18 protein-coding genes and 1 riboswitch are annotated in these 19,566 nt (G+C 58.7%); of the genes, 6 read left to right on the forward strand and 12 right to left on the reverse strand.

Annotated elements, in window-relative coordinates:
• On the reverse strand, positions 1-168 hold a 168-nt coding region (locus tag L598_RS11305; RefSeq protein WP_144862585.1), incomplete at its 3' end, for a transposase.
• Positions 169-559: 391 nt separating this feature from the next.
• Here L598_RS11305 and L598_RS11310 point away from each other — a divergent pair.
• Entirely contained in the window at positions 560-1,408 is an 849-nt protein-coding gene (locus L598_RS11310; RefSeq protein ID WP_186445008.1) for an IclR family transcriptional regulator C-terminal domain-containing protein, read from the forward strand.
• 110 nt (positions 1,409-1,518) lie between these two features.
• On the opposite strand, the gene L598_RS11315 is transcribed toward L598_RS11310, so the two are convergent.
• The 4 genes from L598_RS11315 to L598_RS11330 form a co-directional block, all read right to left on the reverse strand.
• Entirely contained in the window at positions 1,519-2,481 is a 963-nt protein-coding gene (locus tag L598_RS11315) for a spore coat U domain-containing protein (protein WP_144862589.1), read from the reverse strand.
• A gap of 8 nt (positions 2,482-2,489) precedes the next feature.
• A complete protein-coding gene (locus L598_RS11320; RefSeq protein ID WP_246658719.1) occupies positions 2,490-4,805 on the reverse strand; it encodes a fimbria/pilus outer membrane usher protein in 2,316 nt (771 codons plus the stop codon).
• Between the two features lie 94 nt (positions 4,806-4,899).
• Positions 4,900-5,622 carry a molecular chaperone gene (locus L598_RS11325; protein WP_186445009.1) on the reverse strand — a complete coding sequence of 241 codons (723 nt, stop codon included), beginning with the start codon at positions 5,620-5,622 and terminating at the stop codon, positions 4,900-4,902.
• A 24-nt stretch (positions 5,623-5,646) separates the two neighbouring features.
• Complete coding sequence (locus L598_RS11330; protein ID WP_144862593.1) at positions 5,647-6,141, reverse strand: spore coat U domain-containing protein; 495 nt, start codon at positions 6,139-6,141, stop codon at positions 5,647-5,649.
• A gap of 454 nt (positions 6,142-6,595) precedes the next feature.
• Here L598_RS11330 and L598_RS11335 point away from each other — a divergent pair, with 454 nt between their 5' ends.
• Positions 6,596-7,276 carry a hypothetical protein gene (locus tag L598_RS11335; RefSeq protein WP_144862595.1) on the forward strand — a complete coding sequence of 227 codons (681 nt, stop codon included), beginning with the start codon at positions 6,596-6,598 and terminating at the stop codon, positions 7,274-7,276.
• 58 nt (positions 7,277-7,334) lie between these two features.
• Here the strand turns inward: L598_RS11335 and L598_RS11340 are convergent, their stop codons facing one another.
• The 7 genes from L598_RS11340 to L598_RS11365 form a co-directional block, all read right to left on the reverse strand.
• Positions 7,335-11,534 carry a DUF4781 domain-containing protein gene (locus L598_RS11340; RefSeq protein ID WP_144862597.1) on the reverse strand — a complete coding sequence of 1,400 codons (4,200 nt, stop codon included), beginning with the start codon at positions 11,532-11,534 and terminating at the stop codon, positions 7,335-7,337.
• Positions 11,535-11,696: 162 nt separating this feature from the next.
• The gene (locus tag L598_RS11345; protein WP_210244985.1) at positions 11,697-12,119 is read right to left on the reverse strand and encodes a DUF2380 domain-containing protein; all 423 of its coding nucleotides are present in this window, start codon (positions 12,117-12,119) and stop codon (positions 11,697-11,699) included.
• Between the two features lie 269 nt (positions 12,120-12,388).
• Positions 12,389-13,501 (reverse strand): endonuclease/exonuclease/phosphatase family protein, encoded by a 1,113-nt coding sequence (locus L598_RS11350; RefSeq protein ID WP_144862601.1) that lies wholly within the window; start codon positions 13,499-13,501, stop codon positions 12,389-12,391.
• Positions 13,502-13,928: 427 nt separating this feature from the next.
• Complete coding sequence (locus tag L598_RS11355; RefSeq protein ID WP_144862603.1) at positions 13,929-14,606, reverse strand: proton-conducting membrane transporter; 678 nt, start codon at positions 14,604-14,606, stop codon at positions 13,929-13,931.
• 189 nt (positions 14,607-14,795) lie between these two features.
• A complete protein-coding gene (locus tag L598_RS11360) occupies positions 14,796-15,104 on the reverse strand; it encodes an EthD family reductase (protein ID WP_144862605.1) in 309 nt (102 codons plus the stop codon).
• Between the two features lie 158 nt (positions 15,105-15,262).
• The gene (locus L598_RS21435) at positions 15,263-15,406 is read right to left on the reverse strand and encodes a hypothetical protein (RefSeq protein ID WP_186445010.1); all 144 of its coding nucleotides are present in this window, start codon (positions 15,404-15,406) and stop codon (positions 15,263-15,265) included.
• Entirely contained in the window at positions 15,403-15,618 is a 216-nt protein-coding gene (locus L598_RS11365; protein WP_144862607.1) for a hypothetical protein, read from the reverse strand. Before L598_RS11365 ends, L598_RS21435 begins: the two co-directional genes overlap by 4 nt.
• Before the next feature lie 191 nt (positions 15,619-15,809).
• On the opposite strand from L598_RS11365, the gene L598_RS11370 reads away from it, so the two are divergent.
• From L598_RS11370 to thiS, 4 genes are all read left to right on the forward strand, one after another.
• Positions 15,810-16,235, forward strand: coding sequence for a nuclear transport factor 2 family protein (locus L598_RS11370; protein WP_246658720.1), 426 nt, complete (start codon positions 15,810-15,812; stop codon positions 16,233-16,235).
• A 124-nt stretch (positions 16,236-16,359) separates the two neighbouring features.
• A riboswitch (TPP riboswitch) is annotated at positions 16,360-16,477 on the forward strand.
• A gap of 86 nt (positions 16,478-16,563) precedes the next feature.
• Entirely contained in the window at positions 16,564-18,402 is a 1,839-nt protein-coding gene (gene thiC / locus L598_RS11375; protein WP_144862611.1) for a phosphomethylpyrimidine synthase ThiC, read from the forward strand.
• Positions 18,399-19,385, forward strand: coding sequence for a glycine oxidase ThiO (thiO, locus tag L598_RS11380; RefSeq protein WP_144862613.1), 987 nt, complete (start codon positions 18,399-18,401; stop codon positions 19,383-19,385). The genes thiC and thiO overlap by 4 nt, the downstream gene beginning before the upstream one ends.
• The gene (thiS, locus tag L598_RS11385) at positions 19,369-19,566 is read left to right on the forward strand and encodes a sulfur carrier protein ThiS (RefSeq protein ID WP_144862614.1); all 198 of its coding nucleotides are present in this window, start codon (positions 19,369-19,371) and stop codon (positions 19,564-19,566) included. Before thiO ends, thiS begins: the two co-directional genes overlap by 17 nt.

Here is a 19,566-nt window from a genome sequence, read left to right on the forward strand (position 1 = left end):
CTGGTCACGGCTCATGCCGCCATATTGCTTACGCCACCGGTAGAACGTCAGCTCGGAAACGCCGATCTGGCGAACAGCATCCGCCATCGCCATGCCTTGGCCGCGCAAAACCTCAACCTGCCGAAGCTTCGTGACGATCTCGTCGGGCTTGTGTCGCTTGTTTGCCATTGTGGTCCTCCTTCATGGTCAAAACCATACTTCAAGGTGGACCCGTTCAATGGGGGTGGATCAGCTGCAATATGTAAACTTTCGCACATATGTGCGATATTGGCAATACCAGCTATTTCTCAGAATTGGGAGCAGTGGCCAGACTCTCAGAGCTTCCACTTGGACTGTCTTCTATGGGCTCCGGATTAAGGCCTTTTTCAGCTCCGATAGTGCAGCCATACCGTAGGGCGCGATCTTGACGGGCACTTACATGCCCCCATCGCGGGCAAGAAGCACGATAAATAGCTTTGCCTAAGATGGTGTTTTTCGTACAAAGGCGCGAAAGTCTTGTAAAGCCATGCGCGTTACAGGGTTTTGGGCACAACGGAATGAACTACCGAGGGGAATTGGCATGACCACCGTACAACCGAACTCCCGTAAGGTCGTCCGCAAGCTTTCGAAACCGATCAGCAGCATCAAGCCGGCGGACTTCGTCTCTGCCCTGGCAAGAGGTTTGGAGATCATCCGCCTATTTTCCCTTGATACCCCCCGCATAACCACCAGCGACGCAGCCAACTTGACAGGGCTCAGCCGCGCGGCTGCCCGCAGGTTCCTGCTCACGCTGTCGGAGCTTGGTTACCTGAGGAATGAAAATGATATGTTCGAGCCACAGCCGAAGCTTCTGGAGCTGGGCTATGCATATCTTTCCACTTGGAATTTTCCGCAACTCGTCACGCCGTATCTGCGTCAGGTCGTTGACCAGTTGCAAGAGAACTGCTCCCTCGCCGTGCTCGACGGAGCGGATGTAATCTATATTGCCCGCGCTGAAGCCCGCCGCATTGTTCAGTCTATTACAATTTCTGTCGGGACACGTGTTCCCGCGCCGGTTTCTGCTTTGGGCCGCGTATTGTTGGCCCACCAACCTTCGGAAGTCGTTGATGCTCTCTTGCATCAGCGCGGCCTTCAAGCGGCCACTCCGCGTACAATTACCGATCCGCTGCTGTTCAGGCAGAAACTGGACGCCGTAAACAAGCAGGGCTTCGCCTTGGTGGACGGGGAATTCGAGGAGGGGTTGATTTCGATCGCCGTGCCCGTCTTTGGGGAGTCCGGGAAGATCGTTGCGGCGATCAATGTCGGGGCCCCCGAATCACGTGCAACGCCTGAATTGATGCTGGAACGCTATCTGCCGGCATTGCAGGATGCCGCAAAGGAAATTTCTCGGCTGATAAAAATCAGCGGAAAACAGCCAAATCCATTATGACGACAACCTTTGTCCACGACCGCAGGGCGCCCGGAGCAAACACCAAGCTCGGGGAATCTCAGCCGCGAGACCGATCGCTTGAATGCTTCAGTCCTGGGTGGGGCGTGTAGTTAATAGGTTACCGTTACCACGACCGTATCGGTATAGGTGCCAGGTGCTGGTGTCGGTTGTGCCGGAACTCTCCCATAAACCGGCACGCTCTGTGTTGCCCCAGTGCCGGTATTGGAAAGCAACTGGCCACCTGAACTCCCCCAGGGCTGACTGCGGGCGGCATCCTTGTAAAGTCCGTAAACGACTGCCTGCCCACCAAGCGTCATGCGCCTGTCGGTCGGACTGGTGCCGGTGAGCCCATTGTTCAGGGCAACAGCATAATCCGTCCCCGGCGTGCAAGTGACATCGAGGCCGCCAGCAGCGTCGACTGCCGTGTCCAGAACTCCGTGATTGCCGAAATCGATGTTCTGGGCCGTGACACGGCAATTCGGCACAACATTGGCCTGCGCGGTGAAAGAGGCAGACGTCGTGTTCCCGGTGATGCTTTGGCAGTCAGGCAGCAATAGAACAGTCAGGGCAGTTGCACGGTTGAAGGAGACGTCCGCGCCAGAGAAGGTCGATGTGTAGCCCCCGGTCGCAGCGCTCTGCTGGTTGGGCAGGACCCTGCCATAGATGGTTGCCACCTGCGTCTGCGGAACTCCGATCACGAAGCCACTGAATGTGAGTGATACCGGGTTTCCGAGAGCCGGTTGCGTACGCGAGCCCCACGGCGTCTGACGCGCGGCATCCTGATAGAAGTTGAAATTCAGGGGAGCGTTGGCGGCATTGCGCATATGGCGTGTTCCCGAAGTCGCGCCGCCTGAGCCTGCATTGATGTTCAGGCAGACACGGACAGGAAGAAGTGCACCAAGCAGACCTTCGCACGTCACCTCCACGGTTCCGGTAGCGTCCACCGCCGCACCGGACAATGTATCCACACTGCCAAAATTCACGCCGGTGACACTGAAAGAGCAGTTTTGAGCGTATGCCGGGACCGGTGTCAGAAAAAGTAGCGCGAGAACGAACAGCGTAGTAGGGCGCATCGCGTGCCTCATTGGGTAGCTCGGCAGACCGCATCGGGAATGGCGACCTGCTCTCCCTGCCGTGGCTGGAACGCGAATGTCGCCTCACACCGGCCACGCGACGGTTGTTCTATCGTGACCGTGTTGTTCGATCCGAGCCCGGTGACATAGGCTTGGCCATCATAGCCGACGACGAAATCCTCGGATCCCCCGGCAAGCCGACCCGTGGCTCCTGTCTCGACGAAAGCGCCCTCCTCATCACGTAAGGTCACCAGGGCCGCTTGCGGTTCCGTATCGACGTCGAATTTGACCACCGTGCCGCTGCGATCGGCCGGCACTGTGGTCTCGCGGGTTCCTTTAACCTCCGCGTTCACGGGAAGATTTGTAGGATCGATCGTAATCTTGTTGGGCTCATGGGAGCGCAGGTCGGAAAGCAGGAGCTTGCCGCTTCGATTCGTGCGGCCGGCGGGCCTGTTCTCATATTCGACATCGACACCCGGAGCCCCAGTATCTACTACAGCAAAGGCATCATCGACCCTGTTCGACAGGAAGATGCCGCCGCCAGCCAGAACCACGGCACCATTGATCTGGGCACTTGCCCGATAGAGATCTTCGTATTGCTCAACCCCTGCCTCGAAATGGCCGATCGGCGCACGATAGTCGACAGAGGCAAGCCTGTTGGTCCGGGCACCTTCGGTGTCTCGAAGACGCCAACCGACGCTGCCGATCTCGTTACCGCCAGACTTGATCAAGTCGGTTGTCACCGTGGTTCCTTCCGAATCGGAAGACGTTCCGACCGAAGCATGGACATCGCCTCCGAGTGTCATCGACAGACCAGCGAACACACCAAAGGAGTCGTCTTCCTCAAAGTCTTTATAAGCGGTGGCAAAAAACGATGCCCTGCTGCCGATCGGACGGCTGTATGAAAAGCCGAGAATGCGAGACCGGTCACCCTGCACCGTTTCAAACTGCGTGTAGCTGACATTGAAGGTCGACGGATCGAACTTCAAAGGAACCGAGAGCGAGACCTGATCCAGCGACCGGGGCGGCGCTACGCTGAGGAGGTCAAAATCCGGCAGTAGTGATGACGGCTCGACGGTTACCGCGGCGACATCCAGATAGTCACCGAAGGTGCGTTGTGTCCGTCCATAAAGGTGCAGATTCCATAGCTGAACTTCGATGCTGCCAGCTATCTGGTATCCTGTCTGTCCGTCATAGGTGCTCGCGGCCGCCGCGAATGATCCGACACCGTAATTCCCGATGCCGAATATCACGCCCGCGCCTCCGTTCAGGAGATCTCCTCCACCCTCGGCATGGGCCTCCAGGGTAAGCCGGTCGCTGAGACCGTATCGCACCGTGCCCGATGCCATGAGGCGATCGTCATAGTCGTTCGATTCGATGCCATAGAACCGGCGAGCAAAACCGGCTTCTGCGGAAAAATCCCACAATCCCGGTGCAAGCAGGTTGGATGAAGCAAAGAACGGTGTCTCGGAAACGGTTTCACGCCCTAAAGCATCCCGTACGACGACGCGAGCCGTGCCGCTGCCCGTAATAACCGGAAGGTTTGTTATTTCGAAGGGACCGGGCGGAACCTCCTGCGACAGACGGCGGGTATTGTTGACATAAACATCCACTGTCGAGGGGACGGCGGCAGATCCCGACAACTCCGGCAAAGGCATGGTTATCAGGTCGGGGCGCAATCCGAAATTGCGTTGGATCTGAATACCGCCAAGACGAGTCGGGCGTGTCCAGTTCAGTCCTCCTGTGACCAGGTCACCCGCGCGATAGGTAACCATCGTCCGAGGGTCCGAATACGACCACGTCGTGTCGAGACGCACGGAATCGTAGGTCTCGTCGGATGACGAACTGATGATCTGGGAATGGCTGATGACACCGAGCGGACTGAATGCTCGCCCTTCGAACCATCCCGAAACGCCTTCGAAGGCCCACATGTCGTCGATTCCGTCGCCACCGGTGCTCCCAAATATCGTATAGTTGACAAGGCCGCCTACACCGCTTTGAGCCTTCGGAACCTCCGACTCAGCCTTGTGCGCCTCGATGATGCGCGTGGAGATGGCGTCGTATCCAACGGTGAAATGGATGCTCTGCGACACTTCATCGAATTCGTAGGAAACATCCGGAAGACGCGAGATATTGATCAGTCCATCCGGCCTTTGCGCTTGCCCTGCCGGAGCAATTCCCACGTTGCGCAACTGATCCGGCTGAATGGAGAGGCTCCCATCCGCCTCCTGCCGAAATTCCGCGATGAGATCGGTCGGCCTGCCGTTTACGAACACTTCAAGCTGTAGGTTGCGAACAGGGCCGGCTTCTTGTTGCAGGCCCATGTCCTTGGGAATTTCCACTGGCGGAAGTGATCCCGCAAAGGCAGGAGCACAGTCCAGCGACGGCATCAATCCGATTGACATTGACGCCAGCAGGCTACCCGCCGCCAATACGCGCGGTCGCATCGAAACGCCCTGCTTCGCTATCGGCGCTGATTGTCAGCGAGCCTCCGGATGGCCGACCAGCCCCCGTGCCAGGCACGATCCAACTTGCTGTCGCGTTGCCGAGGACATATCCGACCAGTCCATCTTTCTTGCCGACAACCCTTCCATTGTCGCTCAATGCCAGATTGGACACCTTCAGCCGCTGCGCTCCACCGTTCCTGACTGTAACCTGATAGCCTCCTCGCAAGGGCCTGACGGACCATGACGGGTTGGCTCCGGCAGCATCGGTCCGGCTGAAAAATACCGGGATCGAGTGCCGAACGACCAAGACGACTGTGCCGCTTTTGCGGCGGGACGGATCAGGCAATTCATCGACGACAATCCGATAACTTTCTTCCGCCTGGACCGGCCGTTTTGTTGTTCTGACGATCCTGATAAGATTCTCGCCGCCGGGTTGGAGGGTGGTTATCGGCGGACTGGCCACGACGTCGTTTGTCGCCTCATAAAAGTCTTCCCCGTTGCGCTGGGACCACCGGAAGATGCGGACCTGCACGTTTATAGGGCGACTCTCGTCATTCCAGATTCGGATCGTGGAGGCCGCAGTTGGTGCCTTGAGATCAAGTACGACCGGAGCAACCCTCAAGGAGGCAGCAAACGTCGTGCTGGCGAGCACGTTCAACAATATACCAACGGCAGCTACAATGAGCAGCTTCACCCACTCTTCTCCTTTTCAGAGTCGTCAGTAGGTCAGCGTCACAGTGATGACGTCGGTATAGGCTCCAGGTGTTGGAGTAGCCTGCACCGGCACTTGGCCGTAGACTGTCAGGGTTTGCTCGGAGCCTGTTCCAGTGTCTGTGACAGTATCAGTCCCGATTGTATTGCCCCAGACATCAGTATGCGTGGTGTCCGTATAAAGGGAATATTCAACCGTCTCATCATTTGGTCCGGTCATGAGACGCGAAGCAACCGTCGCGCCGGCACCCGTTCCCTCGTTAAGGCCGATGTCATAGGGGGTTCCATTGGTACACTGAACGCCAATTGTACTTGTTGCCGAGACGGCAGTGTCAATGACGCCTGTCTCGCCGAAGTCCAGATCGCTTGCTGAATTGATCTGACATTCGGCATTAATCGTGATCTGAACATTGAATTGTGTAGTGGCTGTTTGAGAGAAAACAGGGCCTGATATGAATGTCGAGATCGCAAGCAGGCTTATATAGGTAAAGCGGTTCGGCATTCATCCTCCTCATGATTTCTTGGTACGAGGACGATCTTGATGCTGCAGATCGCCTCGATGGTACCGACCTAATTTGAAGTATACATACTGTACTGGTTTATGAAAGCCTAAGTTGGATCTATCAGCGTCTTCAAAGCCTGTAATTTCGGCCCAAATCTGGGCTATGCATCCGGAGAACGACAAATTCCAACCCGCCATTAAGAAGAAAGGATTCAAGCAGCGGGACCTTCTTCTCTGAGAATCAACGATCCGGTTATCATTTTATAACAGAACTCACTGCGAAAGCAGAATATTTCCATCGACAGCAGAATATCCTGGGCTTCCCGGTCTCATCGGTGCATCCGGTATTATGGTCCGCCCGGATCATGTGGGGGCTATCTTCTGACGAAGCGGTATGCAAGTAGATTCCGGCAAGGTCGAAAGGCATTGATTGGGCGGCAACCAAAAAGAATAGATGCGTGGCTTTGACTTCACATCCTGGCACGGCCTTCTGGTCACTTTGATCGGCATCGCCCTGTTCACATTCATCAGCATCGGTATCCGCTTGCTGATGATGTTCACCATCCAGCAACGGCGTGAACGGGTGAACCGGCAGATCAATGAACGGCTGCGGACACTGATCGCGGCCTACAAGACATTGGGGGGTTCGTTCACCGGAAATCTCACCGTCGACCCACGCCATCTACGTGACTATCGGCGCAGTCAACCGGAAGCCGGAGTCGAGCAAGTCGAAGGCAGCGACGTTCCCAGCGAGCCAGGATCAGATCGGCCACGGCGCATCAGAGATGCTGTGGAAGCGGCCCTGTCGGACATCATATTGCTCGGCACCGAGGAACAGGTTCGACTGGCAGAGCGGGCCGTGCGCGAGTTGATAGCAGGACGGCCCGTGCATACCGCTGAGCTTGTCGTTTCGCTTCGCGACTTCATACGCAAGGCGCTCGACCTTGCGCCTATCCCCGCCGACCTGGAAATCCCAATACAAGGCCCGACTCGACCTTCAGGCTCTGGAGGCAAAGGTGAGCGTGGAGAAAGAGGTTCCGGCCGCGGAGGAGGGGGCGGCATGGGTATGGGCATGGGCGGCGGCATCGGGATAGGTGTCGGATCGGGCGGTGCCGACGACACATCAAGCAGGTAGGGTCAAGCCGGCACTTGTGCGGCTGGCGCGTCTGCCGCTAAATGTCGTCGAGGGGATCTCAAGGAACGCCGTCGCCTGACAGCCAATCCGGGTTGACTGGGAACTCCGGCGGCCCATCGAGGCTGAACAGGTCGCCCCCGGTGGATATGCCCTCCTGCGCGCCCCAGCTTACATGCCGCGGATTGGAAACCTCCAACGTGCCTGGATCCACATCGTAGCGGATGACGAGATAGTGGATATCGGGCCGTGCTTCGCCGGGTAGCATTTCGCGCAATGCCACTTCCGCGCGTAGCTTGTCTGCCGGGCTGGCGGATGACCAACTGCCCTGCCCCTCGGCGGCTCGCGTCATCCGATCAAGCGCATAGGTCGGTCCCAGCCTCTGATCGGGGCTTAGCTGGCTGGAATTAGCCTTGATCTCCGCCACGACATACTGCTTGGTCGTCGGGTTATACATGAACAGGTCTACCCCGTGGCCCGACGGGTTCTTCACTGTCAGGATCGTGGTATATCCGCGCTGCTTGAAGGTTTCGATCGCGTGGTTCTCCGCCGCGTCGCCGATCCTGCCGTTGGATGAAGGTGTGGTGGTTGGCGGCTTCGGAACGATTGTCCGGTGCCCGTTCGGCCCCACCCGCACCTCGAGTTCAGGCGCGGTCGTGCTTCCGCTGGCACGGCGCAGAGCGGCCGTATCCGGCTGGCCATTGGCGCCGGGGCGTCGATACCAGACATAATCCTGCGGATTAAGCCCGTTGGCCCGGCAGTAGGATTCCAGGGCCTCCTGAGAAGAGCCCTGCCCGGTGCCACTGGGGCCATCGGTGGACGCTATTTCCTTGCCGGTCGCCGGTTGGCGAATGGCGTTGGCATCGACATTCGGATCAGTCGCTGCCCGTTGCAATCCGGCCAGGAAATAGCCGTAGTCGTCGATCTCCGCCTGGATCTGCGCCCTCTGTGCTTCGGTCAGATTCGGGTTCTGCAAATCATCGCTGAGCTGCTGCAGTTTCGGCCCCAGTTTTTCCGCCTCGAATCGGATTCGATAGGCTTTAGTGCCCGGCTTGTAGGTCTCTGCGCCGAACAGGCTCTTCATTTGCCCGGAGAGGCCATTGTTCTGATACATCAACCGGGCCACATGCACATGGTTGGCGATGTCCGCTTCGGATGCGGTCGGCCCCGTCCGGATGGTGAAGCCGCCCGTCGCTGGATCATCTACGATGTGGATTTCGTTGCCCGGCAAGCTGGGATCGTCGACGACACGCGGCGTATAGGCTGCATTGAGATTGCGTATCTGGGCCTCCGGGTTGAACATGTCAGGTATGGTGCGCGGGGAAAGGCCGGGGCCGCGCGAGGCGTTCATCCCCATGGTGGCGCCCCAGAAGCCCATGGACAGGATGGCCGACATCCGCTCCTCGCCGGACAGCCTGTTCCAGTTTGCAACGCTGTAGTGGCCCATATTGACAATGGCCGCTGCGTCGGCGGTGTTCGAGATCGCCTGCGTCGCGCCGATCACCCGCGCCATCGCTGGCGTCAGCGGGGCACCCTTGGCCGCCAGGCTTGCCAGCTTGCCCGCACTGGCGAAAGCGCCCACTCCCGCCACGCTGGCAACGCCATTCAGCCAGAGCATGCGGGCCTCGGAATTGTCCAGCGGATTGATGGATTGACCATGCTCGGCCCGATCCGCCAGCTCGGTTCCGGTGCGGTATGCCCCCCAGCTGGCCACCGCAACACCGCCGGCCGCCACCAGTGGCGTTGCCGTGCCACCGCTGCCGATGATCACGGCGCCCGCCAGCACGATACCGCCGACCAGTGCTGCCTTATCCAGGATACCGGTGACATGCTCACCGAACGTATCGACCGTTTCCGGTGTGGCCTCCGGCGCTGACAGCCTGACCGAACCGTCGGCATTCTGGGTGAGATGCCCATCCGTCGGATAAGTCATCGAGCCTGGCGGCAATTTGTTTTCCGCTTTCCATTGGTCAAAACTGTCGTATTTGCGGCCAAGATTATCGACAAACCTAGCGCCTTCCGGCGTATCGATCCGGAACAATGGCAAGCTAACTGTGCCGGTCTCGGCGCTGGAGTAGAGAATCGGCAGCACCGTCACCGCCGCATTGTCGCCGCCATATTCCCTGATCGCATTGGCAACCGTCTGGACATGTTCATTCTGCTCGCCTTGGAAAAGCGAAAGAGTGCCCGCGACCACCTGCGCCTGCACGTCATCAGGCGACGTGCCTTCCGGCAGCACCGGCTGTGCCCCCATCGCGGTTCCGACCATGTTGTCAAGGTCGGTGCCCGAATGGACGATCGGCGCATCTCCACGCAGAGTCAGGTAAGGCGTTGCAGCTTCCTGGGCGATCGGATCCGTGAAGACCGGATTCTGCCATGGGTCATCCGTTTGCTGCAGTGTCTTGGCGTCGATGCCCGCATCGCCGCGAATTTGTAAGAGAGCCTGAACCCGGGCATTAAGGCTGACATCCCCCTGATCCGGCATGTATTTCTGCAGCAGCAATGCCTTGCCTTGATCGGTGGCGAGTATGCCCGAAAGGCGCTCCGCCTCCTGGCTCTGCCTTGCCGGATCGCCCGGATACCATTCACGAGCGATCGCGGTAGCAAGCTGCTCCAGGCTTTCCGGAGGCATCGCATCGTTGGCCCCGGCGAAGAGAGCCTGCACGCCCGCGCTCACGGTCGGACTTGGCGGCATCTCAAGGATCGTTGCGAGCAGACGCGCCTTCACCTCGGTCGTATTGTTGCCCGGGTGGCTGAGCATATCCCTGTCGCCGAACAGGCCGATGAAAGAGGCCAGTTCCTCCGGCTGCATGCCATTGATCAGTGCCTTGAGGCTGTCCGTGTCTTCGGCACTGAGCTCCGTGCCTGTATAGAGATCCCCGCTCGCGGCGCGCATGGCGGCATTGGCCAAGTATACCGGATCTCCCTCCATCGGATTCTGATTGAACTCAAGCGCCTTGTGCGCAAGCCGGCTGACGATCAGATCACGCGTAGCCGGATCGGCATCGAAGCGGGCAAAGTCGATCAAGGACGAGATCATCGGGGGCATATTGCCCGCATCGTTGAGGTCGCAATAAAGGTCGACATATTTGTCGATGAGATGGACTTTGCCGGCCTCGCTCAGTTGTCCGAGATCGGGATTTTCACCCCGAAGAGCCGCCATCATCTCTTCGTTGTGGAAGTCCTGGGGATCCCATTCCTCCATCATCGCGTCGATCTTGCCCTGCTGCGTCGCATCACGCAGCAGTTGCTGTGCCTCCAGATTGATATCGAGCGCCTGACGGACTTCCGCAGGCTGTTCGGCATAGAGCCTGTCATAGGCCTGTTTTACTTCATCCGGCGAACCGGCCTGTTTGGCCCGATCGATCACAGTCCGCGCCTGGCTCTCCACCTCCGGTCCTGCATGGGTCGTTTCGCGCAATGTGATGCCCATATCTTCCGCGGCATCTTCGATGGCAATCTGTGCCGGACCGGCGTCGCGCCAGTCATGGTCATAAAGCGCCTGCAGCCTCGCCGTACGTTCCTCTGGCGGCAGGCTCTCGATATAAGTTTTGACGTCGTTGGCGATACCAGCCGTTGCGGCAGTGGTATCCACGCCCGGCTCGGCGTACTCGACCCTGTTGCCTTTCAGGTAAAGCTCCCCGGCGAAGCTATCATCCTGCCCGGCCTTGATCGCCTCGCGTCCGACGGTTGCGTCCTGCCAGTCCGCCTCGTCGCCCAGTAGCCGCTCTGCCGCTGCCTGCCGTTCCGCGGCCGGCAAGGCATCAAGATAGGTCTTCACATCCTGTCTAAGTTCGGCGCGCAACCTGTCACGATCGCCAAGCGTTGCATTGTCGTCATATTGCAGTTCGTTGGCCCGGTCATAGATGTCGCTGCGGAATGCCTCTTCGCCAGCAGGTACGCCTTGCCTATTTCGCGGCCCCTGGGCGACGAGCACGGGGTCCTTCGGCGGAAGAAAAACCACCTCATTGACCTCCAGCGGATTGGCGCCGCCGAAGATGCCGCGATTGGCGCTCCTGAGATCCTCGAGGCTGACATTGAACTTGCTTGCAATCCCTTCAGGCGTATCGCCTGCCTCGACCACTGCTACCTGCTCGTTCTCAGGGTTGAACTGGGCTGGCCCGCCTGCCTCTCTGCGATCTGTGATCGCTTCCTGAATGGCCTGCTGGAATACCCGCTGCTGCGCAGCGCTGACGCTGGTTGTCCGATTACCGGCCTGGTTATAGCGGCCAAGGCTGTCGGGATCGATTCGATAGACCATTGTCGTCCTCTTCAAAGCGGGCGAATTCGCTCACCGGCAGGCGCCGTGAGAATGGAATTCCCTCACTTTACATCGGCAGACAGATCGAAGTGTGACAACCGTTGTGGCTGAACCCGAAGCCCGGGTCGGTCCCTGCTTCAGTCACTGACGGCCACAGGCCAGCTACGGCAGGCAGTATTTCACGATGTCACGCGCTGTAAATTTCGCCGCACGCCGCCAAGCCTCGTCAGTGTCACCCCGATAAGTCAGGAACCGGTCGCAAATGGGCTCGTTCTTGTTCAAATCGACCATGGCGAATTTCACCCAGCCGACCAGCGTGCTCATCTTATGGATCTCTCCAAATAGAAGATATCTCACATTGGCCTTCCTTGCCTGCGCCGCGATGGTCCGCAGGCCGATGTGATTGGCCGAGCAGTGCTGTGCCTGACAAGGCAGCGTAACGAGCTTGGTCTTCTCGCCATCCGAAATCCCGTCGCGCAGGCTGATCCCAAACATCTCCAGCCGAGCGTCGTGTTCGGCGGTCTGATCTCTGACTTCGCCCGACGTATCCCTGAAGTCGAAATCGGCGACAGCAAGGCCAGGCAATTCTTCTGCACCAGCAAGAGACGCTGACGCCGCTATGCAAACCGCCGACAACAACGACAGGAAACTGCAACAAGTCACAAGGTAAGGCCGGATTCGGGAATTCTCACCGAAATATTTGGGCATGGTTTCCTCCTCCGAAACTGATATGATGGTAGTCCCGCGAGAGATGATTGCAATTTTTCCCTGCGGTAGCCGGTCAAGACTTGAACACAAACCTCTGCAACAGGCGACAGCGGACTCAGGTCGGGATTTGACGCTACACCCTTGTGTCAGATGTCGATGTCCACCCAGATCGCGGCGTGGTCGGAACCAGCGTCCTGCTTGCGCTTCAGTTCGCCATAGACTTCCCAGCGGACAGGCCGCGAACCGGGCCACATGCCGCGCCGGAACACGCCACCCCTCTCGACCCGCTCGAAAAGCCCTGGCGACAAAAGAAGGTAGTCGATTTTGTCCGACGCATTGCAAAGACCATAGGTCCCAGGCCACCCTCCATCGTCGAAGGCGGGGTGCTCGAAAGCATCCTTGAGATCGCTGTCGGCGAGAAGCGGTTTGAGCGGGTTGCTGTCCGGCGTGTCATTGAAGTCGCCAATGACTGCAATATTCTCGTAGCCTTCCGCCAGCAGTGTTTCGTAGATCGCTTTGATACGCTCGGCCTGGGCATGCCGTTTGGCATTGTTGGCGGCAATGCTGCCATAGCCCTTGCTCTTGAGATGGTTGACCATCACGGTAAGGGAATTGCCGGACTGCGTCGTGATGAAGAATACCGGACAGTCGCGGGAGAAGATTGGCTCGCCATTGGACGCCAGATCGTCAACATGGCTGCGCATCAGTCCAATCGGATAGCCTTCGCGTGTTACCAGACCGACATCGATGCCTCGCTCGTCATTGCCATCGATCACCATGACATGGCGGAACGGCGTTCCACCCATGGCAGCTATGATCTCCTTGTTGAAAGCGGCGAGCACCGGACGGCTCTCCGCCTCGACCACGCCGAGAACGTCGGCTTCCACATCGATCATGACGCGCGCTGTGTTGTGCATAGCATGTTCATTGATCGGCTCGTCCCGCAATTCCAGCGAGCCTACCCAGTCAGCCCGGCCGCCGGCGACGATTTCGATGCCGCCAGCTTTGGGCCTCTTCAGCAGTCCGCCGCGATTGCGGCGCAATATGACGAAGGGGCCGGTATCGGACTTTTCCAAACCAAGCTCGATCATCAGTTCTGCCATCTGGCGTTTGCGCGCGGCGGTATAGGTGATTTCCCCCAGGAGTTCGTTCAGGGCCGCAAACTTCTCCAGGATCGGCTTGCCGTCCGCCCAGCTTTCCAGGTTCATCGCCTTGGGACGATCGAACAGGTTTTCGACATTGTAAGCTGCAAGTCGCATGGCATCCCCGAAGCCTGCCGCCGCCCTCGGCCCGTCCTATCGGGACGTAAGGCGCTCATCCTCCCGAAGCGCGTGTCGGATCTGGTCGCTGAAAGGCTTTACGAGATAGTTCAAAACGATTCGCGGCCCTGTCTCAATGGAGGTTTCAACCGGTATGCCAGACGGCGGTTCGTCGGCAGCGCATTTCCGCGCGGCACCGGATTTAGGGTAGATTGTGCGAAACGCCTGTGACGCCGGAGATAGCGATTTGTTTCAGTCTGTTTAGGAAAGAGATCATATCGCTATCTCAGCGGCGTGCGACCGCTGGCGCGCCTGGTCTGATAGACGCGCGGCATTCTGGATTCTACCCCAGCGCGCCGCCCTCGCGCCTGTGACTCTACGACCCTCCTCCCAGGTCCGGTTTCCCTTTGCCGGCGAACGGGCCCGATCAGGTGTTGTTCGACTTGCTTGCCGTTGGGAAACGACGGGCAAACTCCTCTTCGTCGCCTGCGGCAAGAAGTTTAGCCTGCTCCACCCACCGTTCGCGTTCGATGCGTCCGTCGAACTGAAGATACTCTTCCACCTTCTTTATATCGGCCGCGGTCCAGGCGGCGATCTGTGCGAAGGTAGTGATGCCGTGCTCGTTCAAGCGACGCTCATTCACGGGTCCGATACCGATCAATCGGCGCAGGTTGTCCTTTTTAGAGGAATTGGCGGCCTTCCGCTTGCCCGACTTGGCCTTTGCAGTGTCAGCTTTTGCCGATGCGGGTTTGGCAGCCGACGATGTGGCCTTGGTTTTCCGGGCAGGCTTCTTCTTGGCCGGAGCCTCGGAAGCTGTAGCAGGAACCGACATCAGAGCGGCGGGCGCCTGAGCAGCCTTTGCGGCGGTTCCGCCCGGAGCCTTCGCCTCGCGCAACTGGCGCTCAAGATCGGCTCGCGCGCTGCCGCAGGCTTCCAGTTCTCCATTCAGGCGGCTTACATCGGCCTTTAGCCTGTCGCGCTCGCTGCGTGCGCTATCAAGGTCAGCCCGCAGCCCGTCCAGTTCGCCACGCAACCGCCCCCAAAGGAACCAGCCAAGCAGCAAGCCGACAATGAATGCTAGAAGTATGTAGAAAAAAGTACCCATTCCCTCTCTCCAGTCTGAATTCGCTCACGGAACGAACAATCTCCCCCTCCCCGACGGGCCAATCCGACCAGCCAGATCAAGCACGAATACTATCACAAGAGTTTGGCAGGCTAACTGAAATAGCAGCACCGTAAATCATAGAGCGAGCAATTTTACCCCGAAAATGATGTTTCTCCGAGGTTTGGCAGTTTAAACATCTTCCGTCTCAAAGAAATAGAGAGCAACACCGCCGTCAGCAAAGTTTGCCAAGTCGCCGGCTGCGGCCTGACCTTCTGGCGAAGCGAGCGCATCCTGGATATCTGCCATCGAGTCGAAATGAAGCGTCGCTACGAGATAGAGGTCAGCCTTGCCAGCAGGTGCAGATATGCCGCCTTTGCTGATCTCGTATTTCTTCAGACGGGGCAGCTTTTTCGCCAAGGGAATATGGGTCGAACGGTAGTGTTCATCGAAAGCCGCGGTATCTTTCGGTGTTTTATAAAGCACGAGAAGCTTGGCCATGATTCCTCCCGATAGACGAGAAACGGTGCCCAACAACAACAAAAGCACGGATTACCGGCATCGCCAATCCCAAGTTGGACTTCAGCCGTCGTAAGATCCGCTTCCAAGTTTGCCACACACGCTATGGAAAACCAGAAGCGGAGACCGCAGAACTATGACTAGACGAGCGTCAGCAAGCCGTTCGCAAGCACGGCTATCGCTGCAACGATCGCCATGGCCACTCCGATCCTGATTGCAAGCCGCATGCGACGTTCCCGCTGCGCCCGGTCGCCGACCCAATCGTATTTGGATTGATAGGTCATTTTGAAGCCACCGTGGTCGTCTCTTCGTCCGATGCGCTGGCGGCCCCAAGGAACATGATGGCTACAGCCGCTTGATTGCGATCCCAGCCTGCATCGCTTGCAAGTTCAATCAGCTTTGTGATCGAAGGCTCGAGTGCGAATTGGCATTCTTTCAAATAATCGGGGTGTTCAATCGGATTTGTTGGCGGATTTATTCGAACTCTCCGGGCCATGTTCTGCTTCTTTCGAGAGATTCCCCGCCCACGAAAGATCCGTTCTCTAGGATATATCGCCAACTATTGCCTTAGCGTTAATGATGACTTTCCTAGATTCGAAGCTTTTGTCAGATGCGGCACGATCAAATAAAGTAGGAACGCAAAGCTGACCGATGGCTTTTTGATTTAACGGCAAAGGGATGGCTTGCATGGGAAATATCGGATCGATTTGCCGGTCGGGCTACCTCATCGTCATGGCGATCATAACAACGACTGTGCCCACACGCGCTGGTGACGCCGATATCATCTCGGCATGGTACGAGGCGTTGACGGCGGTCGATCGTGAGCGGCTGGCAGAACTGCTGGCAGATGACGCGAGAATCCAGCTCGATGACCTCGGTGTCGAGCAATCGAAGGCCGAGTTCATCGAAGCATTGGATGAATGGGAGGCGGCTGCCGATGGRGCAGACATCAGATACCGTATAGAGGACGAGAGGATGGGGCAGGTGACCGTCAACATCTGCTATGATTTCCCCAACAATGACGTCCTGATGCGTGAACTGTTCCGCATCGAGGCGGACAAGATCCAGGAGAACGTTCAGTCGAACATCTCGGACAATTGCGGCGATCTTTGACGCCGACATCCATTTGCTTGATGGATATAAATCGCCTGCCGTTTCCGTTTGAGCGACAAGCCAAGCCGGTGTCATCTCAGCACTTCGAGCGGTTGACACCGCGGCCGCAATCACCCAACCTAAGGGCCATCACCTGGGGAGTCCTGACAAGGGGCTGAGAGACTGCTGGCTTCGTGCAGCGCAGTGACCCGTTGAACCTGATCCAGTTCAAACTGGCGTAGGGATGGTGCAAGGGCTCATCGGGTAGCGTCAAAGTCCCCATAGAGCATCCTATCCTCCTTCCGGCATCGAACTGGATCTCCAATGCAACCAGGCAAAGGAGGTCCCAATGAATGCTCCAGCAAATATCACAGCACCAACCGTCACCACTGGCGCGCTGCCCGCATCGCGCAAAGTCTACAAAGGCGGCAGCATCCATACCGGCATCAGCGTGCCCATGCGCGAGATTGCTGTGCATCCAAGCGCCGGCGAACCGCCTGTAACAGTCTACGATTCCTCTGGGCCCTACACCGATCCGGACATCACCATTGCCATCGAGAAAGGCTTACCGCGCATCCGTGAATCCTGGATAACCGCCCGCGGTGACGTTGAAGCTTACGATGGACGCATCGTGAAACCCGAGGACAACGGCTTCGTTTCCGGCGAGAGGCTGACGCCGGAATTTCCCATGCGCCACCGGCCACTCCGGGCCAAGGACGGCAAGGCCGTCACCCAGCTCGCTTATGCGCGGGCCGGCATCATCACGCCGGAAATGGAATTCATCGCCATCCGCGAGAATCTCGGCCGCGAGCGGGCGCGCGCCGCATTGGAGCGCGACGGTGAGAGTTTTGGCGCAGCGATACCGGATCATGTCACGCCCGAATTCGTACGCGACGAGGTGGCGCGCGGCCGGGCCATCATTCCGGCCAATATCAATCACCCGGAAAGCGAGCCGATGATCATCGGCCGCAATTTCCTGGTCAAGATCAACGCCAATATCGGCAATTCCGCCGTCACCTCCTCCATGGCCGAGGAGGTGGAGAAAATGGTCTGGGCCACGCGCTGGGGCGCGGACACCGTGATGGACCTCTCCACCGGCCGCAACATCCACAATATCCGCGAATGGATCATCCGCAATTCGCCCGTGCCCATCGGCACCGTGCCCATCTATCAGGCTCTGGAGAAAGTCGGCGGCGTCGCAGAGGACCTTACCTGGGAGGTATTCCGCGACACCCTTATCGAACAGGCCGAACAGGGGGTCGACTATTTCACGATCCACGCCGGCGTCCGCCTGCATTACATCCCGCTCACCGTGAATCGCGTCACCGGGATCGTGTCGCGCGGCGGCTCGATCATGGCCAAGTGGTGCCTGCATCATCACAAGGAGAGCTTCCTCTACGAGCACTTCGAGGAAATCTGCGACATCTGTCGCGCCTATGACGTTTCGTTTTCATTGGGAGACGGACTGCGCCCCGGCTCCATCGCGGATGCCAACGACGCGGCCCAGTTCGCAGAATTGGAGACGCTCGGGGAACTGACGCAGATCGCCTGGGCGAAGGATTGCCAGGTGATGATCGAAGGTCCCGGCCATGTACCAATGCATAAGATCAAGGAGAACATGGACAAGCAACTCGCCGTCTGCGGCGAGGCTCCCTTCTACACGCTTGGACCGCTGACGACCGACATCGCGCCGGGCTACGACCACATAACCTCCGGCATAGGCGCGGCGATGATCGGCTGGTTCGGCACGGCCATGCTCTGCTACGTCACCCCGAAGGAGCATCTCGGTCTGCCCGACCGCGACGACGTCAAGACCGGCGTCATCACCTATAAGATCGCAGCCCACGCCGCCGATCTCGCCAAGGGTCATCCTGCGGCGAAGATCCGCGACGACGCCCTGTCGCGGGCGCGTTTCGAATTCCGCTGGGAAGACCAGTTCAATCTCTCGCTCGACCCGGAGACGGCGCGCGCCTTCCATGACGAGACATTGCCCAAGGAGGCGCACAAGGTGGCGCATTTCTGCTCCATGTGCGGGCCGAAATTCTGCTCCATGCGCATCTCCCACGACATCCGCGCCGAGGCCCAGAAAGAGGGCATGGCAGCCATGGCGGAGAAATACCGCGAGGGTGGTGATCTCTACATGCCCCTGGACAAGATCACCGAAAAGGAGGCCAAGACCGCGCCATGAGGGTATTGGTCAAGGGGGCCGGGGTCGCCGGCCTTGCTGTGGCATATGAGCTCTCCCGACATGGTGCGCAGGTAAGTATCTGGGACCTATGCCGGGAAGGGACGACTGCGGCTTCCTGGTTTGCCGGTGGCATGCTGGCGCCCTGGTGTGAACGCGAGAGTGCCGAACAGCCGGTACTGGAGCTTGGGATCGGTGCCGCCGACTGGTGGGAACAAGCCCTGCCCGGCTCGGTCACGCGTGGCGGGACGCTGGTGGTCGCACCTGCCCGCGATCAGGCTGAGCTTGCTCGCTTCGCCTCCCGTACCACCGGCTTCATCTCCATTGACGAGGATCGTATCGCTGCTCTTGAGCCGGATCTGGCAGGCCGCTTTCGGCACGGCCTGCATTTTGCCGGCGAAGCCCATCTCGATCCTCGTGCGGCCCTGGCCGGATTGCGCGGCAAGCTTGAAGCATCGGGAGTTGGCTTCGAAGGCAAAGAGCCTTCGAACGGCAGTTTCGATCTGATCGTCGATTGCACCGGCATGGCGCGATCGGCGGTGGATTCGCGCCTCCGCGGCGTGCGGGGGGAAATGCTTATACTGCGGAGCAGCGAAATCGTGCTGTCGCGGCCGGTTCGGCTGCTGCATCCCAGAATCCCGCTCTATATCGTGCCCCGTTCGGACAATCGCTTCATGGTGGGGGCGACCATGATCGAGAGCGACTCGCCCTCTCCGATAACGGCGCGTTCGATGATGGAACTCCTCAACGCCGCCTACAGTCTGCACCCTGCTTTCGGTGAAGCGGAAATCCTCGAGGTCGGCGTGGGCGTGAGACCTGCCTATGCCGACAATATGCCGCGCGTCGAAAGATCAGGCAGTGTAATCAGCATCAACGGCCTTTMCCGCCACGGCTTCCTGTTGGCGCCAGCCATGGCGCAACAGGCGGCAAAGCTTGCTTTGAAACATTGCGATGCAAGGGAGCTTGCGCATGAGACTGACCGTTAATGGTGAGCCGCAGGAGGTGCGGGCCTCCACGCTTGAGGCCCTGCTGGCGGAGCTTGATTATGAAGGCAGCTGGCTTGCCACTGCCCGCAACGGGGAACTTGTGCATGCGGAGGATCGAGGCACGTGCCTTCTAACCGAAGGCGACCGCATCGAAATCCTTTCTCCAATGCAGGGAGGCTGA

Origin of the sequence: Mesorhizobium sp. J18, from assembly GCF_007829525.1 — a bacterium.
Classification (GTDB): Bacteria; Pseudomonadota; Alphaproteobacteria; order Rhizobiales; family Rhizobiaceae; genus VLJP01.

What these genes read in the sequence shown, in the direction of transcription:
- thiC (WP_144862611.1), top strand. Translation starts at nt 16,564, where the DNA reads ATGAATGCTCCAGCAAATATCACAGCACCAACCGTCACCACTGGCGCG.
- L598_RS11340 (WP_144862597.1), bottom strand. Translation starts at nt 11,534, where the DNA reads ATGGTCTATCGAATCGATCCCGACAGCCTTGGCCGCTATAACCAGGCC.
- L598_RS11310 (WP_186445008.1), top strand. Translation starts at nt 560, where the DNA reads ATGACCACCGTACAACCGAACTCCCGTAAGGTCGTCCGCAAGCTTTCG.
- L598_RS11330 (WP_144862593.1), bottom strand. Translation starts at nt 6,141, where the DNA reads ATGCCGAACCGCTTTACCTATATAAGCCTGCTTGCGATCTCGACATTC.
- L598_RS21435 (WP_186445010.1), bottom strand. Translation starts at nt 15,406, where the DNA reads ATGACCTATCAATCCAAATACGATTGGGTCGGCGACCGGGCGCAGCGG.
- L598_RS11365 (WP_144862607.1), bottom strand. Translation starts at nt 15,618, where the DNA reads ATGGCCCGGAGAGTTCGAATAAATCCGCCAACAAATCCGATTGAACAC.
- L598_RS11355 (WP_144862603.1), bottom strand. Translation starts at nt 14,606, where the DNA reads ATGGGTACTTTTTTCTACATACTTCTAGCATTCATTGTCGGCTTGCTG.
- L598_RS11360 (WP_144862605.1), bottom strand. Translation starts at nt 15,104, where the DNA reads ATGGCCAAGCTTCTCGTGCTTTATAAAACACCGAAAGATACCGCGGCT.
- L598_RS11350 (WP_144862601.1), bottom strand. Translation starts at nt 13,501, where the DNA reads ATGCGACTTGCAGCTTACAATGTCGAAAACCTGTTCGATCGTCCCAAG.
- L598_RS11320 (WP_246658719.1), bottom strand. Translation starts at nt 4,805, where the DNA reads ATGGGCCTGCAACAAGAAGCCGGCCCTGTTCGCAACCTACAGCTTGAA.
- thiS (WP_144862614.1), top strand. Translation starts at nt 19,369, where the DNA reads ATGAGACTGACCGTTAATGGTGAGCCGCAGGAGGTGCGGGCCTCCACG.
- L598_RS11335 (WP_144862595.1), top strand. Translation starts at nt 6,596, where the DNA reads ATGCGTGGCTTTGACTTCACATCCTGGCACGGCCTTCTGGTCACTTTG.
- L598_RS11315 (WP_144862589.1), bottom strand. Translation starts at nt 2,481, where the DNA reads ATGCGCCCTACTACGCTGTTCGTTCTCGCGCTACTTTTTCTGACACCG.